Below are 349 nucleotides of genomic sequence, written 5' to 3' on the forward strand. Positions count from 1 at the left end.
AGGTAGTCGCGCAGGACCTGGGAGCGGCTGGGGTGGCGCAGCTTGGACATCGTCTTGGACTCGATCTGGCGGATCCGCTCGCGGGTGACCCCGTAGACCTGGCCGATCTCGTCCAGGGTGCGCGGCTGGCCGTCGGTGAGCCCGAACCGCAGCCGGACGACGCCGGCCTCCCGCTCCGACAGCGTCTGCAGCACGGACGTCAGCTGGTCCTGCATCAGGGTGAAGCTGACCGCGTCCACGGCCACGACGGCCTCGGAGTCCTCGATGAAGTCACCGAGCTGGCTGTCGCCCTCATCGCCGATGGTCTGGTCCAGGCTGATCGGCTCCCGGGCGTACTGCTGGATCTCCA

The 349-nt window shown here is 68.8% G+C and carries 1 protein-coding gene; it reads right to left on the reverse strand.

Annotation, left to right across the window (positions count from 1 at the left end; genetic code table 11):
• On the reverse strand, window positions 1-349 hold a 349-nt coding region (locus O2W53_RS23800; protein ID WP_269165530.1), incomplete at both ends, for a sigma factor-like helix-turn-helix DNA-binding protein.

The sequence above is a fragment of the Modestobacter sp. VKM Ac-2978 genome (assembly GCF_026968025.1).
Lineage (GTDB): Bacteria > Actinomycetota > Actinomycetes > Mycobacteriales > Geodermatophilaceae > Modestobacter.